The following is a 15,163-nucleotide window of genomic DNA, read 5'->3' on the forward strand; positions in this document are numbered from 1 at the left end:
CCGATCAGAGGCGGGACAACCGAACATGGAAAAGCGAATCATCCTGCGGGGCGTGCTCGTCGGCGCCCTCGCCGGACTGCTGGCGTTCGTCTTCGCCCGGATCTTCGCCGAGCCGCAGATCCAGGCCGCGATCGACTACGAGAGCGGACGGGACGAGGCGCAGGCCGCCCTGGACAAGGCGGCCGGCCTGCCGGTCGGCGACGAGGGCCCGGAGATCTTCAGCCGGGCCGTCCAGGCCAATCTCGGCATCGGCGCGGGCATCGTGCTGTTCGGGGTGGCCATGGGCGCCCTGTTCGCCGTGGCCTACGCGATCTGCCTGGGCCGGGTCGGCAACCTTCGGCCCCGCACGCTGTCGGTGCTGGTCGCCGGCGGCGGCTTCCTCGGCATCTACCTGGTGCCGTTCGTGAAGTACCCGGCCAACCCGCCGTCGATCGGCCATCCGGAGACGATCGGCGTGCGCGGCGCGGTGTACGTGCTGATGATGGTGTGCTCGGTGGCGTTCCTGATCGGCGCGGTCATCCTGGGCAAGCGGCTGGCCAAGCGGTTCGGCAACTGGAACGCCACGTTGCTAGCGGCGCTGGCTTTTGTCGTGGTGATCGGGGTCGTGATGGCGTTGCTGCCCTCGCTGGGCGAGCTCGCCGCCAACGTCCGCGACTACGGCCCGCAGGCGACCGAGACGCCGCAGCCGCTGCGCAACCCGGCCGGCCAGATCGTCTATCCGGGATTCCCAGCCGATCTGCTGTGGGACTTCCGCTTCTACTCGGTGGCCGCGCAGGCGATCCTGTGGGCGGCCATCGGCCTGCTGTTCGCGCCGCTGGCCGAGCGGCTGCTGGCCCCCAAGGCCAAGGCCGAGCAGGTGGCGGCCTGAACCGGATCTTCCTGGTCTGCCACGGCGCCACCGACGCCGTGCGGCAGGCCCGCTTTCCCGCCGACGAGCCGTTGTCGCGCCAGCAATCGACGCGACAGCAATCGACGCGACAGCCGGCGGCGCTGGCCGGACCGGCCAGGACGGATGCTCTCAGCCGGGGCCCGGAGCTGCGCTGCGCGCAGACCGCCGAGGCCCTCGGCTGGGACGCCGTCGTCGACGACGCCCTGGCCGATCTGGATCACGGCTCGTGGCGCGGACGGTCCCTGGCCGAGGTCGAGCAGGCCGAGCTGATGGCGTGGATGACCGATCCGGACGCCGCCCCGCACGGTGGCGAGCCGGTCAGCGGTGTGCTCAAGCGGGTCGCCGCCTGGCTGGACCGGCAGAACGACGTCGGCCGGCTGGGCGTGGTCACCTCGCCGGCCGTGATCAGGGCAGCGGTCCTAGCGGCGCTAGGGGCGCCCGCCTCGGCGTTCTGGCGGGTGGACATCTCGCCGCTGACGGTGACCCAGCTGACCGGCGGACCCGGCCGGTGGACGGTGCGGGAAACCGGCCTGCCCCTCGAATGACCGCCGGCAAGGGCTAGCCGGGTGTCCTCCGCCCACCTACACTGCAAACGTTTCCACAACGTTGCAAGGCGCCGCCGCCGCACGACGTGGGTAGGAGGATCCCGTGCGCCGGTATGCGTTACCGCTCGCCCTGCTAGCGGCGCTAGCAGTGGTAGCGACGACAACACCTGTGGCCAATGCCGAGAACAACGGCCTGGCGGCCAAGCCGCCGATGGGCTGGAGCAGCTGGAGCTTCATCCGCAAGGCCCCGACGGCGGCGAAGATCGAGGCGCAGGCGGACGCGATCAAGAACTCGGGCCTGGCCCAGCACGGGTTCGAGTACGTCAACCTCGACGACTTCTGGATGAAGTGCGACGGCAGCGGTCCGGTGGTGGACGGCAACGGACGCTGGGTGGTGGACCCGGCCAAGTTCCCGGACGGCATCAAGGCCGTGGCCGACCACGTGCACGCGGACGGCCTGAAGTTCGGCTTCTACGTCACGCCCGGCATCGCCGAGAACGCGGTGAAGGCCAACTCCCCCATCGCCGGCACGAGCTATCACGCGAAGGACATCGCGGTGACCTCGACGCTGGAGAAGAACTACAACTGCAAGCACATGTACGGCATCGACTACGGCAAGCCGGGGGCGCAGGCCTTCGTGGACTCCTGGGCCAGGCAGTTCGCGGACTGGGGCGTGGACTACCTCAAGATCGACGGCGTCGGCAGCCCGGACATCCCGGACGTGAAGGCGTGGTCGGCGGCGCTGAGGAACTCGGGGCGTCCCATCCACTTCGAGCTGTCCAACAACCTGGCCATCGCCGACGCGAAGACCTGGCAGCAGTACGCGAACGGCTGGCGCACGCAGGGCGACGTGGAGTGCTACTGCGGTGCTAGCGGCGCTAGCTTCCCCTTGACCGACTGGAAGCACGTGTCGGCGCGGTTCGACACGGCCTCGTCGTGGCAGCAGTACGCGGGCCCGGGCGGCTGGAACGACCTGGACTCGCTGGAGATCGGCAACGGCGACAACACCGGCCTGACCAGCGACCAGCGCCGCAGCCACCTGACGCTGTGGGCGATGGCGGCGGCCCCGCTGCTGCTGGGCACCGACCTGACCCAGCTGGACGCCACCGACAAGGCGATGCTGACCAACGACTCGGTGCTGGGCGTCGACCAGGACGCCATCGCGGCGAAGCGGCTCACCAAGAGCGGCAACACCCAGGTGTGGGCCAAGAAGGAGCCGTCCGGCGGCTACGTCGTCGCCCTGTTCAACACCGGGACCAGCGGCAACGCCACCATCACGGTGAACTGGTCGCAGGTCGGCATCACCACCGGCAGCGCCGCGGTGACGGACCTGTGGGCGCAGAAGGCCAAGGGCACCGTCAAGACGAGCTACAGCGCGACGCTGCGCCCCGGCGAGACCCGGCTCATCCGGGCGGTTCCGGTGTCCTGAGGCTCGACCTCAGGGGGCGCCTCGGCCGGCGCAGCCACGGGCCGCAGCGTGGTGCCCATGCACGCCATCAGCACCGGCAGGGCGGCGAAGCCCACGACGAGTCCGAGCACGGTGAACGACGAGGTGCTCATGATGACGCCGGCGAGCAGGCCGCCGAGCACGCCGCCGCCGTTGAGCACGAGGTCGGCCAGGCCCTGCGTGGAGGGGCGCAGGGCCGCCGGCACCGACTCGGTGAGCAGCGCGGAGCCGGCGACGACGCCGGCCGACCAGCCGCAGCCGAGCAGGACCATGCCGATGGCCATCTGGGGCGCGTCGTGGGCGGAGGCCATGCCGCACACGCCGGCCCCGGCCACCACCAGGGCCGCGCCGAGGGCGAGCACGGGCATCCGGCCGATGCGGTCGGCGAGCACGCCGAACAGCGGGCTCGCGGCGTACATGCCGGTGACGTGCACGCTGACGACGATGCCGACCACGGTCAGCGTCGAGCCGCCGCCGGTCATCTGCACCGGCATCATCGACATCATCCCGGTCATCGCCGTGTTGCAGAGGGCGACACCTAGCAGTGCTAGCCGAACGTTGGGGCCGAGCGCCCACCACACCTCGGCCCGGGTGTGCCGTTGGGGCAGCTCGGAAGCGCCTACGCCGCAACAACTGTCGCCGACGACCACGGCGACTCGCCCGGCCAGCAACGGATCCGGCCGCAGGCCGAGCAGAACTCCGGCGCCGGCCAGGACAAACGCGCAGGTCGAGAGCAGGAACGGCCCGCCGGCACCGAAGGCGCCGGTCGCCGGCGCGGCCAGGTTCGGCGCGGCGATGACGCCGATCGTGGTGGCCCACACGACCGTGGACATCGCGCCGGCCCGCCGTCCGGGATTGGCCAGGTCCGCGGCCGCGTAGCGGGCGGCCAGGGTGGCGGCCGTGCCGCCGCCGAAGGCCGTCAACGCGAGCAGAAGCAGTTGCCACGAACCGAAAGCCGTCGCAGCGGCGCAGCCGACGCCGCCCAGCGCGCCGACGCCGTAGGCCGCCGCCAGCGCACGCCGTCGTCCGAACCGGCGGGCGAGCGCGGCGACCGGCACCGCCAGCAGCGCCGCGCCGACGGCGATCGCGGTCGCCCCCAGCCCGCCGACCGCCACCGACCCGGACAGCGTTGTCGCGGTGAGGGCTCCGAGCGTGATGCCGGTGCCGACGCCGACGGAACCGATCGCCTGAGTGCCCACGAGAAATCCGAGCACCCGGCGCTGCGCGGGATGGCGGCGGTCCACCATTTGATCGTCACACGCGGTGGCCATGGCCGTTGACGACCAATCAGGTACCGGGCTGCACCGAACGTTCGAACATGCCGCCCGCCTTCGCTGCCGTGAGTGAGCTCGGCGACGAGGTGGCGGGCGCGGTGAGCACGCCGACGAGCGGGCGGTCCGACACCGTGAACACCACGACGCCCACGCCGCTCGGCGCGAGCGCCTCGTAGTCGCCGGACAGCCCGTTGCCCTTCCACCGCGCCTTCACCTTGGCGCTGCTGGGGTAAGCGTCCATCATCGCGGCCACCTTCCGGTTCACCTCATCGAGCGACGTTGCCTGGATGTAGACAACGGTCTGCCCGCTGGTGTGACAGGTGACGGTGCTGCCGGCCAGTCCCGGCACGGTGAGGCCGCTGCCGTCGTAGCCGCCGTGGCAGTCGCCCTGGTCGGCCACCGGGCCCGCGAGCTGGCGGGTGCAGCTGGTGAACCCCTTGCCGTCCGGCGACCCCGGCTGGCCCGTGCAGTCCGCCGCGCTCGGGAAGCTCCGCTGGCCGAACACCAGGAAGCCGCCGAGCACGAGCAGCGCCACGGCCACGATCGCCCCCGACGCCACCAGGGTCGCCTTCGATGCGCCTCGGCGAGCGGGGGCGGCCTCTGGTGGCAGCTGGGGAAAGTTGGCCCCGGCCATGAAGTCGCCGGAGCCGGCGGCGTTCTGGGGAGAAGGCGCGGGCTGGGCGGGTTGCGGGTAGGTCGATGACTGATAGACCGACGACTGCTGGGACGCGAACTGCTGGACCGAGGGCTGGCCGGCCGGCAGCTGCGACCGGGCGGGTTGTGGGAAGGCCGTCTGCTGCCCGTGAGTGCCCGTCGGCGTCGGATGCACGGCGCCGGCCGCTCGGTGCGAGACGCCGTTGCGGGGCACGAGGTGTGCGCCCAGGGCGGCGGCAGCCGAGGGGTGGTCGGCGAGGGTGGGCACAACCCCCAGGCGTTCGCCGATGAGGGCGGCGACGAGTGGCATGCGGCTGGCCCCGCCGATGAGGTAGACGCCGGAAGGGCGTGCCCCGCTGGCGGCGACGGTGGAGGACAGGAGCTCAACGCTGTGGATCAGGCCGGGGCGGACCAGGGCGGCCAACTCGGGCCGGGTGAGGAGCACATCCGAGAAGGGCTCGGGCATGGGCAGCTCGGTCTGTGGCTGGCCGGAGAGGGCCTCACGGGCGGCGCGGACCTCGGAGAGCAGGGCCCGGTGGTCGAGCTGTTGCCACTGGGCGGCGCCACGGTTGGAGACCTGGCGGCCGACGTACTCCAGCAGCAGCCGGTCCATGGCGGAGCCGCCGAGGTCGGGCCGGGAGTCGGAGGAGAGGACGGTGAAGCCTTGGCCGGTGGCCTCGATGACGGCGACGTCGAAGGAGCCGCCGCCGAGGTCGTAGACGGCGACCGAACTGCCCGGGGCGAGGCGGGAGTGGGCGGCCGCCGCGACCGAACCGGGCACGAGCACGATGTCGCCGGTCATGCCGGCGAGCCGGGCGGCGGACATCAGGGTGTTGCGCCGGGACGGACCCCAGTGAACCGGGTAGGTCATCCGGAACTCGTCCGGCAAGGCCCCGCCGAGCTGGCGAACGGTCTCGTCGAGCACCCGCCGCAGCACGGCGGCGAGCGCGTCGGCTACGGGCACGACACTGCCGCCGAGGCGCAGCACGCCGTCGTCGATGCGGCCCAGCGGGGCGGCCTCGAAGCGTGCGGGGTCGACGCGGGCCTGCCGTTCGGCGTCCCGGCCGACGAGGATCACGCCATCCTCGCCGGCGTGGACAGCGGACGGCATGACGGCCGCGCCGTCGACCTCGACGACGCGGGGATCCTGACCGGGCACGGCCAGCACCGCCACCGTGTTCGACGTCCCCATGTCGATCGACAGCACCCGCACGCGCGCCCCCTGAACCCGCTGGCCTCGCGCAGATGCTGCCACACGGCACGGTGTCCGGCGGCCCGGTTCACCAAGCCCGTCACGAGCCCGATGGGATGACACTCCCTCACCCCATCGGGTGCCCGACCTTCAGAACTCCTTCGTGCTGCCGACCAGCTTGCGCAGCCTGGTCAGCGCCCGGTGCTGGGCCACCCGAACCGCTCCCGGGGTGGACCCGACCAGGTCGGCGGTCTCCTCGGCGGACAGGCCGACGACCACCCGCAGCACCACGATCTCGCGCTGCTTGTCCGACAGGACCGCCAGCAGCCGGTCCATGTTGCTCTTCAACTCGTCCTGCAGCACCCGCTGCTCCGGACCCGCGACCGTCTCCGGCCGGTCCGGCACCTCCGGCACCGGCAGCGACCGGTTGCGGGCGGCGGCCCGGTGCGCGTCGGCGACCTTGTGCTGGGCGATGCCGTACACGAAGGCCAGGAACGGCTGCCCCTGGTCGCGATAGGACGGCAACGCCGAGATCACCGACAGGCAGACTTCCTGCACCACGTCGTCCGCGGAGGCGAACGACCGGTCCAGCCGGCCGATCCGGGCGCGGCAGTACCGCAGCACGATCGGCCTGATCGACTCCAGAACCCGCTGCGTGGCAACCGGATCGCGGTTGACCGCGGCGTCGACGAGCTGACGGAACTGCTCGTCCTGCGGACCGTACGCTGCCACCGGCCTCACCGGTGCGACGGCCGCCCTCACAGGCAGAACCTGTGCCAAGTTATTCATCTGTCCCCGCACGTGAAATTGGGTGATAATCCGCCGTTGACGGAGAATCTCCGGCGAATCGACTACGGTTGTGCACCCCACGCGCCGGGTAATCAGGCCGTCTCCGCCGTGGCCGGCGACCCGAACACCCCCGACACCCCTTGCCCCGTGCTGCCGCGCCGTCGGACCATTCCCAAAGCCTTCCGGTGCGGCGTGTGCCCGGGTTGTCGTCCCACCGACTTCCCGGGCGCACCGAGAACGCTAACGCTGCGTGGCCGCCCTCACAAGGACCCTGGGAAAGTTTCCAGAAATGGATCCGCGCTGGTGAACACGCAGCTACCGACCGTGAGGAGTATGCAGTCTTCGGCCGCATGGTCCAGGGCGGCTCGTGCAGACACACCAGGAAAAGGTGCATCACCCGGCTCGAGGACACTCCCTCCTGCCAGGGAGAACACGAAACGCAACCGTGACCTGGGCGCCGCGTCGCCGCCGTGGTCACGCTATGGCAACGACCCACAGTTGTCGTCACAACCACCGGTGAGCGTTACGCGCCCGTCCGAACACCGGACGTAGTACGTCCAGGTGAATGCCCAAGAAAAGGCTTTCCATCGGCCTACTCATTGGTAATCGATAATCCGGGGCATTGCCCCGAGATACTCGTTCGATCGAGTGACAGTCCAGAACGAAGGGACCCATTCCTGCGAGAATGGGCCCCTTCGCGATAGTCGACACGGATTAAGGGTTACCGCGAGTACGGTGTCGAACGTCCTACAGCGAGCCGAGGTGCGGGTGCACCGTGTTGGCGAAGGCGTAGCCGTTGGACGCGTCCCAGTTGATCGACCAGGTCATCGCGCCGCGAATCGTGGGATACGTGGCGCTCGGCTTGAAGCTGCCGCAGTTCGTGCCCTTGGCCAGGCAGTCCAGCGCCGCGTTGACCGTGGACGGCGCGGTGTAGCCGCCGCCGGCGGCCGAGCCCGACGCCGGCAGGCCCAGGCCGACCTGGTCGGCCCGCAGGCCGCCCTGAAGCTGGATGCAGGCCAGCGCGGTCAGGAAGTTCTCCGAGCCCTGGGCGTAGACGGCCTGGTCGCAGCCCAGCATCGTGCCGGAGTTGTAGTACTGCATGTTGACGATGGTCAGGATGTCCTTGATGTTCAGCGCCAGCTGGAAGTACGCCATGCCGGTGGACTGCATGTCGATGGTCTGCGGGGCCAGCGTCACGACCAGGCTGGAGCCGACCTTGCCGGCCAGCGAGTGCAGCGCCTGGCCCATGTAGGTGGCGTTGACGCCGTTCTCCAGGTCGATGTCGATGCCGTCGAAGCCGTACTTCTGGATCAGCGAGTACGCGCTGTTGGCGAAGTTGGCGGCGGCGGTCGCGTCGCCGACGCTGATGGTGCCGTTCTGGCCGCCGACCGAGAGGATCACCTTCTGGCCGCGGGCGTGCAGGGTGGCGATGTCCGCGGTGAACTGGGCGTCGGTGTAGCCGCCGACCTGGCCGGCCAGCCCGGAGTCGAGGGTGAACGAGATGGCGCCGGGGGTGCTGGTGGCGTCGGCGAAGGCGACCGCGACGAGGTCGTAGGTCGTGGGCACGTCAGCCAGCTTCAGGGCCTTCGCGCCGTTGTAGAAGTTCTGCCAGTAGCCGGTGAGCACGTGCGTGGGCAGCGTGCCGCCGCCGGGCGGGTTGCCGCCGCCGGCCGTGGTGGTCGCGCTGATCTGGTTGGACTTGGGCGACTCGCCGACCGAGTTGTAGGCCGTCACGGCGTAGGTGTAGCTGGTGGAGGCGGACAGCCCGCTCGCGGTGTACGAGGTGCCCGAGGCCGTGCCGACCTTCGCGCCGTTCTGGTACACGTTGTAGCCGCTCACGTCGCCGGACGGGGCCGTCCAGGACAGCGACACCGAGGACGACGTAGTGCCGGTCGACCGCAGGCCCGTGGGCGCGGCCGGGGCCGTCGGGGTGGTGCCACCGCCGCCGGGGCCGCTGAGCACGAAGTCGTCGGCGTAGTACGTGGGCTGCCCGTACCAGCCGTGGATGTAGATGGTGACGCTGGTGGTGCTGGCGCCCGTGGTGAAGCTGGTCGACAGCTGCGAGTAGCTGCTCGACGAGGTCCAGGTCTGCGGGTCGGTGCCGCCGGTGCCGGTGGCGCCGAGGTAGATGTAGCTGCCCTGCACGTAGGCGGACAGCGTGTACGCGGAATTGGGCAGCACGGTGACCCGCTGGCTGCACTGCGCGTAGTCCTGGCCGGCAGGGGTGGCGGCCAGCGCGTACGAGCCGCTGTGCACCGGGCTGCCGACCGTGGTCGCGCCGCTGCACGTCCAGCTGCTCGTGTTGCCGGCCTCGAAACCAGGGTTGGCCAGCAGGTTGGTGGCCGCGGCCGCGGTGGCGACCGAGCCGAGCACGACCGTGGCGGCGGCGACCGCTCCGGCTAACCAGCGTGTCCACTTCCGTGACATAGCTGAACCTCCATGCGCAGGGGTGGCGGCCTGGGCATCGAAGTGACGCGCACACGTATCCGTGAACAATGGACTAGACCATTTCCCCGGTCAAGAGAAAGTCACGTTTCCGCAGGTCAAGACCTCTTGCACGGGAAGTGTCATACCCGCTTGCCATGATGGTGGGCATGGCGGAAGCGCTGTCGGCGTTCTCCCCCGCGACCAGGGACTGGTTCACGGGGGCCTTCGTCGCGCCCACGGCCGCCCAGGAGGGGGCCTGGGCGGCGGTGTCGGCCGGCGAGCACGCGCTGGTGGTCGCGCCGACCGGCTCCGGCAAGACGCTGGCCGCGTTCCTGTGGGCGCTGGACCGGCTGGCCTCGCAGCCGCCGCCGGAGAACCGGCAGCACCGCTGCCGCGTGCTGTACGTGTCGCCGCTGAAGGCCCTCGCGGTGGACGTGGAGCGCAACCTCCGCGCCCCGCTGGCCGGCATCCGGCAGGCCACGCACCGGCTGGGGCTGCCGGAGCCGTCGATCACCGTCGGCATGCGGACCGGCGACACGCCGCCGGAGGAGCGCCGCGCCTTCAACCGCACGCCGCCCGACATCCTGGTGACCACGCCGGAGTCGCTGTTCCTGATCCTGACGTCGCAGGCCCGGGAGTCGCTGCGCGGCGTCGAGACGGTGATCGTGGACGAGGTGCACGCCGTCGCCGGCGGCAAGCGCGGGGCGCACCTGGCGCTGTCGCTGGAACGGCTGGACGCGCTGCTGCCCAAGCCGGCGCAGCGGATCGGGCTGTCGGCCACGGTCCGTCCGGTCGAGGAGGTCGGCGCGTTCCTGGCCGGCGGGCGGCCGATCAAGGTGGTGCAGCCGGCGGCGAGCAAGACCATCGAGGTCACCGTCGAGGTGCCGGTGCAGGACATGGCGACGCTGGGCGAGCCGACCGGGGAAGTCAGCGGCTCGGCGTCCGGTCCCGAACAGCGCACCTCGATCTGGCCGTCGGTGGAGCAGCGGGTGCTGGAGCTGGTGCGCCAGCACCGGTCGACCATCGTGTTCGCCAACTCGCGGCGGCTGGCCGAGCGGTTGACTGCGCGGCTCAACGAGCTCGCGGGCGAAGAGTCCGTGGAGATGGAGCGATTCCCGGCAGAGGCCGTCGGTGGTTCGGGGATAACCACCGGGGCCCTGCCGGTGATCGCCAAGGCTCATCACGGCTCCATGTCCCGGGATCAGCGCACCCTGGTCGAGGAGGAGCTCAAGTCGGGGCGGCTGCCGTGCGTGGTGGCGACGTCCTCGCTGGAGCTGGGCATCGACATGGGCGCGGTGGACCTGGTGGTGCAGGTGGAGGCGCCGCCGACGGTCGCGTCCGGGTTGCAGCGGGTCGGCCGGGCCGGGCACCAGGTCGGCGCGGTGTCCAAGGGCGTGGTGTTCCCGAAGTTCCGCGGCGACCTGGTGGCCTGCGCCGTGGTGGCCGAGCGGATGGCCGCCGGGGCGATCGAGTCCGTGCGCTATCCGCGCAATCCGCTGGACGTGCTGGCCCAGCACATCGTGTCCATGGTGGCGATGGAGCCGTGGTCGGTGACCGAGCTGGGCTCGGTGGTGCGGCGGGCCGCGCCGTTCGCCGGGCTGCCGGAGTCGGCGCTGAACTCGGTGCTGGACATGCTGGCCGGGCGCTACCCCAGCGAGGAGTTCGGCGAGCTGCGGCCGCGCGTGGTGTGGGACCGGATCGCCGGCGAGCTGCGCGGCCGGCCCGGCGCGCAGCGGCTGGCCGTCACCTCCGGCGGCACCATCCCCGACCGCGGGCTGTTCACCGTGATGACGCCCGGCGGCGAGGACGGGCGGCCGGGGTCGCGGGTCGGCGAGCTGGACGAGGAGATGGTGTACGAGTCGCGGGTCGGCGACAACATCCTGCTGGGCACCAGTTCCTGGCGTATCGAGGACATCACCCACGACCGGGTGGAGGTCGTGCCGGCCCCCGGCCAGCCGGCCCGGCTGCCGTTCTGGAAGGGCGACACCGTCGGCCGGCCGCTGGAACTCGGCCGTGCGCTGGGAAAGTTCGTCCGGGAACTGTCCAGTATGGACTCCGCGAAGGCCCGGGCGCGCGCGGTCGAGGCCGGGCTGGACGAGTGGGCGTGCGACAACCTGCTGTCCTATCTGGACGAGCAGAAGTCGGCGACCCGGCACGTGCCCGACGACCGAACCGTGGTGGTGGAACGGTTCCGGGACGAGCTGGGCGACTGGCGGATCGCCGTGCACTCGCCGTTCGGGGCGCAGGTGAACGCGCCGTGGGCGCTGGCCATCGGGGCCCGGCTGCGCGAGCGGCGCGGGCTGGATCCGCAGGTCGCGCACTCCGATGACGGCATCGTGGTGCGGCTGCCCGAGGCCTTCGACGACACCGGGGCCGATGTGCTGCCCTCGGCCGAGGACATGCTGCTCGACCCGGAGGAGGTCGAGCAGGTGGTGGTGGCCGAGGTGGGTGGGTCGGCGCTGTTCGCCTCGCGGTTCCGGGAGTGCGCCGCGCGGTCGTTGTTGTTGCCGCGCCGGGATCCCCGCAAGCGGCAGCCGCTGTGGCAGCAGCGGCAGCGGTCCGCGCAGCTGCTGGCCGTGGCGTCGCAGTACGAGCAGTTCCCGGTCGTGCTGGAGGCGATGCGGGAGTGCTTGCAGGACGTGTACGACCTGCCCGGCCTGCGGGAACTCATGGGCGATGTGCGGGCGCGGCGGGTTCGCGTCGTGGAGGTGGAGACGCCGCAGCCCTCGCCGTTCGCGCGCAGCCTGTTGTTCGGCTACGTCGGCATGTTCCTGTACGAGACCGACACTCCGCTGGCCGAACGCCGGGCGGCGGCGCTGTCCCTGGACACCACGCTGCTGGCCGAGCTCCTCGGCTCCGAGGCGATCCGCGAGCTGCTCGACCCCGAGGTGCTGGCCGAGATCGAGCAGCAGCTCCAGCGGTTGGCGCCCGACCGGCACGCCCGCAACGTCGAGGAGACCGCCGACCTGCTGCGACTGCTGGGAGATCTCACCGTCGAGGAGGCCGCCGAGCGCGGGGCTCGGGTGGAGTGGCTGGAGCAGCTGGTGGCCGAGCGGCGGGCCATCCAGGTGCGGATCGCCGGTTCGGCGCGGTACCTCGCCATCGAGGACGCCGGCCGCGTGCGCGACGCCCTCGGCGCGGCGCTTCCCGTTGGCGTGCCCGAGGTTTTCACCGAGCCGGTGGCCGATCCGCTCGGGGACCTGCTGACCCGGTACGCCCGGACGCGGGGCCCGTTCCCCGCAGCCCAGGCGGCCGAACGGTTCGGTCTCGGCGTCGCCGTCGTGCACGGCGTCCTGGACCGGCTGGCCGGCGCCGGCCGGCTTGTCCGGGGCGAGTTGCGGCCCGGCGGCATGGGCACCGAGTACTGCGACGCCGAGGTGCTGCGGCGGCTTCGACGGGCCTCGCTAGCACGACTTCGGGCCGAGGTCGAGCCCGTTGAGCAGGCGGCATATGCCCGTTTTCTGCCCATTTGGCACGGCATTGTGTCTTACGGGACACCCGCACCCGGGCTCCGGCGGCTGCGGACCGCCCCGACCGTCGACGACGTGCTGTCGGTGGTGGAGCAGCTGGCCGGGGCCCCGCTGCCGGCCAGCGGCCTGGAGTCGCTGATCCTGCCGTCGCGGCTGCCCGGCTACAACCCGGCGCTGCTGGACGAGCTGACCGCCACCGGCGAGGTCACCTGGGCCGGGTGCGGGGCGCTGGCCGGCGGCGACGGCTGGATCGCGCTGGCCCCGACCGATGTCGCCGACCTCGTGCTGCCCGATCTCGAGGAGACCGCGCCGGAGTCGCCGCTGCACTCCGCCGTGCTGGCCGCCCTGGCCGGCGGGGCGCTGTTCTTCCGTCAGCTCACCGACCGGGTCACCGGGCTGGTCGAGGATCCCGTGGACGATCCGGCCGTGGTCGCCGCGCTGTGGGACCTCGTGTGGGCCGGGCTCGTCACCAACGACACCTTGGCCCCGCTGCGTTCCCTGGTCTCTGGCCGCGGGGCCGCCCACAAGCCCCGCCGACCGTCGCCGCGTGGCCGCTATGCCCGGCTCGGCCGGGCCCAGATGCCCAGCCGCACCGGGCCGCCGACCGTGGCCGGCCGCTGGTCGCTGGTGCCGGCCCGGGAAGCCGACCCGACCCGGCGGGCCCATGCCCGGGCCGAGGTTTTCCTTGAGCGGCACGGAGTTCTCACCCGCGGGGCGTTGGACACCGAGCGGGTGTCCGGCGGCTTCAGCGGCGTGTACCGGGTGCTTCGGGCCATGGAGGACTCCGGGCAGGTCGTCCGCGGCTACGTCGTCGAGGGTCTCGGCGCCGCCCAGTTCGCCGCCCGTGGCGCCGTCGACCAGCTTCGGGCCCAGTCCCGCCCCGACGAGGCCGCCCTGAACTCCCTTGTCCTCGCCGCCGCCGACCCCGCCCAGCCTTACGGCGCCGCCCTGCCGTGGCCCGACCCCGTCGGCGACGGCAAGCACCGCCCCGCCCGCAAGGCCGGCGCGTTGGCCGTCCTCGTCGACGGCTCCCCCGTCCTCTACGTCGAACGCGGCGGCCGCTCCCTGCTCTCGTTCACCGAGGCCGAACCCCAACTCCGCCACGCCGCCGAAGCCCTCGCCCGCTCCGTCCGCGACGGCTGGCTCGGCCAACTCGCCGTCCAACGCGCCGACGGCGAAGGCGCCCTGGGCTCCAAGCTCTCCGTCGTCCTCCAGGACGCCGGCTTCCGCGCCACCCCCAAGGGCCTACGCCTGCGCGCCTAGCCGATCAGCAGGTAACGCGACGACGCAGGCGGTCGATGTGGCGGCCATGGAGATCGCCGAACGCACGGGGGCGTTGGCCCTCAAGATTCGCAAGCACAAGGCGGACATCGAGACGGAGGAGGCGACCAAGAACGCCTTCGTGATGCCGTTCATCAGCACCGTTCTCGGCTACGACGTGTTCAATCCCGCGGAGGTGATCCCGGAGTTCACCGCGGACGTCGGCACCAAGAAGGGCGAGAAGATCGACTACGCGATCGCCCACAACGGACAGGTGCAGCTGCTGGTCGAGGTCAAGAAGATCAGGGAGCCGTTGCGCCCCGAGCACGCGTCCCAGCTGTTCCGGTACTTCTCGGTGACCAATGCCAGGATCGCGATCCTGACCAACGGTGAGACCTACGAGTTCTACACCGACCTCGACGCGCCCAACCGGATGGACGCCAAGCCGTTCCTGGTGCTGGATCTGTCGGACATCGACGAGACCCTGCTGCCCGAACTGGCCAAACTCACCAAGGAGTCGTTCGACCTCGACTCGGTGATCAGCGCGGCCGGCGAGCTGAAGTACATCGGCCAGATCAAGCGGATCCTGGCGGCCCAGTTCAAGGAGCCCGAGGACGAGTGGGTGCGGTTCTTCACCAGCCGCGTGTACGACCGGTCGTTCACCCAGCGGATCCGCGAGCAGTTCGTTCCCCTGGTGGAGAAGGCGGCCCGGCAGTTCCTCAACGAGCAGGTCAACGACCGGCTGAAGAACGCCCTCGGCGGACCGGACAGCTATCTGGTCATGCCCAGCGACGCCGGTGTTTCCAGCGAGGCCGTCGCGTCGACACCTGCGGACAGCACGCCGGCCGAGGAAATCCGATCGAGCGACAAGGACATCGTCACCACCGAGGACGAGCTGGAGGGCTACCGGATCGTGCGGGCCATCGTGTGCGGCGAGGTGGCTGCCGCCCGGGTCGTCGCCCGCGACACGAAGACCTACTTCGGCGTGCTGCTGGACGACAACAACCGCAGGCCGATCGCGCGGTTGTGGTTCAACCGGTCGAAGAAGTACCTCGGGGTGTTCGACGAGAACAAGATCGAAACCCGGATCCCGGTCGACCGGACCGAGGACATCTACCACCACGCTGACCACCTGCGGAAGACGGTGGCCCGCTATCTGGCCGGCACGACCACTGTCGAAACGCCGGCCGCGGGCGAACTCGGCGCCGCGTTCTAG

9 protein-coding genes are annotated in these 15,163 nt (G+C 71.2%); 5 read left to right on the forward strand and 4 right to left on the reverse strand.

Features of this window, described 5'->3' with window-relative positions:
- Window positions 1–25 precede the first annotated feature (25 nt).
- The 3 genes from ACIG5F_RS46250 (at window position 26) to ACIG5F_RS46260 (ending at window position 2,863) form a co-directional block, all read left to right on the forward strand.
- Window positions 26–868, forward strand: a complete 843-nt coding sequence (locus ACIG5F_RS46250) for a CbtA family protein (protein WP_396526637.1) — start codon at window positions 26–28, stop codon at window positions 866–868.
- Complete coding sequence (locus ACIG5F_RS46255) at window positions 784–1,434, forward strand: histidine phosphatase family protein (protein WP_396526639.1); 651 nt, start codon at window positions 784–786, stop codon at window positions 1,432–1,434. The genes ACIG5F_RS46250 and ACIG5F_RS46255 overlap by 85 nt, the downstream gene beginning before the upstream one ends.
- A 169-nt stretch (window positions 1,435–1,603) precedes the next feature.
- Window positions 1,604–2,863, forward strand: coding sequence for a glycoside hydrolase family 27 protein (locus ACIG5F_RS46260; RefSeq protein ID WP_396526640.1), 1,260 nt, complete (start codon window positions 1,604–1,606; stop codon window positions 2,861–2,863).
- Here the strand turns inward: ACIG5F_RS46260 and ACIG5F_RS46265 are convergent.
- From ACIG5F_RS46265 to ACIG5F_RS46280, 4 genes are all read right to left on the reverse strand, one after another.
- Window positions 2,803–4,125, reverse strand: a complete 1,323-nt coding sequence (locus tag ACIG5F_RS46265) for an MFS transporter (RefSeq protein WP_396526642.1) — start codon at window positions 4,123–4,125, stop codon at window positions 2,803–2,805. The two genes, ACIG5F_RS46260 and ACIG5F_RS46265, sit on opposite strands and share 61 nt — an antisense overlap.
- 43 nt (window positions 4,126–4,168) lie before the next feature.
- Complete coding sequence (locus ACIG5F_RS46270; protein ID WP_396526643.1) at window positions 4,169–6,022, reverse strand: Hsp70 family protein; 1,854 nt, start codon at window positions 6,020–6,022, stop codon at window positions 4,169–4,171.
- A gap of 129 nt (window positions 6,023–6,151) precedes the next feature.
- A complete protein-coding gene (locus ACIG5F_RS46275) occupies window positions 6,152–6,733 on the reverse strand; it encodes a sigma-70 family RNA polymerase sigma factor (protein ID WP_396526644.1) in 582 nt (193 codons plus the stop codon).
- 804 nt (window positions 6,734–7,537) lie between these two features.
- Window positions 7,538–9,217, reverse strand: coding sequence for a chitinase (locus ACIG5F_RS46280; protein WP_396526645.1), 1,680 nt, complete (start codon window positions 9,215–9,217; stop codon window positions 7,538–7,540).
- A gap of 167 nt (window positions 9,218–9,384) precedes the next feature.
- Here ACIG5F_RS46280 and ACIG5F_RS46285 point away from each other — a divergent pair, with 167 nt between their 5' ends.
- Together ACIG5F_RS46285 and ACIG5F_RS46290 are read left to right on the forward strand one after the other, a co-directional pair.
- Window positions 9,385–13,950 (forward strand): ATP-dependent helicase, encoded by a 4,566-nt coding sequence (locus tag ACIG5F_RS46285; RefSeq protein ID WP_396526646.1) that lies wholly within the window; start codon window positions 9,385–9,387, stop codon window positions 13,948–13,950.
- A 46-nt stretch (window positions 13,951–13,996) separates the two neighbouring features.
- On the forward strand, window positions 13,997–15,163 hold the full coding sequence (locus tag ACIG5F_RS46290) for a type I restriction endonuclease (protein ID WP_396526647.1): 1,167 nt from the start codon (window positions 13,997–13,999) through the stop codon (window positions 15,161–15,163).

Origin of the sequence: Kutzneria sp. NPDC052558 (assembly GCF_044547355.1) — a bacterium.
Lineage (GTDB): Bacteria > Actinomycetota > Actinomycetes > Mycobacteriales > Pseudonocardiaceae > Kutzneria.

Excerpts from the sequence above, each read along its gene's own strand:
- ACIG5F_RS46280 (WP_396526645.1), bottom strand. The coding sequence starts at position 9,217 with ATGTCACGGAAGTGGACACGCTGGTTAGCCGGAGCGGTCGCCGCCGCC.
- ACIG5F_RS46250 (WP_396526637.1), top strand. The coding sequence starts at position 26 with ATGGAAAAGCGAATCATCCTGCGGGGCGTGCTCGTCGGCGCCCTCGCC.
- ACIG5F_RS46285 (WP_396526646.1), top strand. The coding sequence starts at position 9,385 with ATGGCGGAAGCGCTGTCGGCGTTCTCCCCCGCGACCAGGGACTGGTTC.
- ACIG5F_RS46290 (WP_396526647.1), top strand. The coding sequence starts at position 13,997 with ATGGAGATCGCCGAACGCACGGGGGCGTTGGCCCTCAAGATTCGCAAG.